Here is a 793-nt window from a genome sequence, read left to right as displayed (position 1 = left end):
CGACTGAACATTGCAGAGATTCACCGCCAGGACGTCGGGAGAGGGATTGAAGGCAACAGCAACGGAATAATCCCGGTTCGCAGAAGGGCCAGGATTGGTCGTAAAGCGGGTCTTCGGCCCGACCGGCGTGCTCGTCATAATGCCCGTGACTGCACCATCGAAGGCGGAGACTCCGAATGGATTGCCCAGAACTATGGTTCGTAGATCTCGCCCGTCCGCGGCGGCAAAGAATTCCGTTCGCGAGTAGAGCGGGTTCACGTCCTCGACGACGACACGAGGGCCCGAACAACCGCTGGCGACCAATGCGGAGATGACAACAATTTTTCGGAGGCGCATTGTCATGTTCAATTCCCGAACAATCGTGAATGCCGACGTCAAGAATGCGGCGGCCCAAATGCCTTCCTTAAGCACGGTTGCTCGTCAGCCGATCATGGGCAGCGTCAAGTGATCTGCACGCAGCCTTCACGACCTGCCCGCACCCCAGGCCGGAGCGAACACCACGGGTGTCGCCGCGGCGGCGCCGACGTCGACGGCGCGGCACGTGGTGCGCCCCGCCGTCCCGAGCCACATCGACGGGAACTTGCCCCGAGGCCATCGCCAATCAGCTTTCAAGACGGCGTGAGACCAGGCACGCGCTTCGATTTCCGTCGCCAGCATGCGGGCGGCAGCGGCGCTTGCACAGGTAACGACGGGTAAATTTACCGTTGCAGCCGCCGATCCGGTCTCAGCGAAGCGGTCAGGGTCCGACCGAGAAACGTTGAGCCCGGCCACACGGCGACCGCCGACGACCGCA

General features: G+C 62.5%; 1 protein-coding gene and 1 pseudogene. Both read right to left on the bottom strand.

Annotated features, from left to right (window positions below; genetic code table 11):
• A pseudogene (locus tag FFK22_RS42030) lies at nt 1-411 on the bottom strand (hypothetical protein); the annotation flags it as partial.
• 51 nt (nt 412-462) lie between these two features.
• A partial coding sequence (locus tag FFK22_RS44260) for a hypothetical protein (protein WP_221939316.1) occupies nt 463-793 on the bottom strand: 331 nt, incomplete at its 5' end.

Source organism: Mycobacterium sp. KBS0706 (assembly GCF_005938675.2).
In the GTDB taxonomy this organism is placed as follows: Bacteria; Pseudomonadota; Alphaproteobacteria; order DSM-16000; family Inquilinaceae; genus Inquilinus.
Note: the sequence above shows the minus strand (reverse complement) of the source record. Positions and strands in the feature narration are given on the sequence as shown.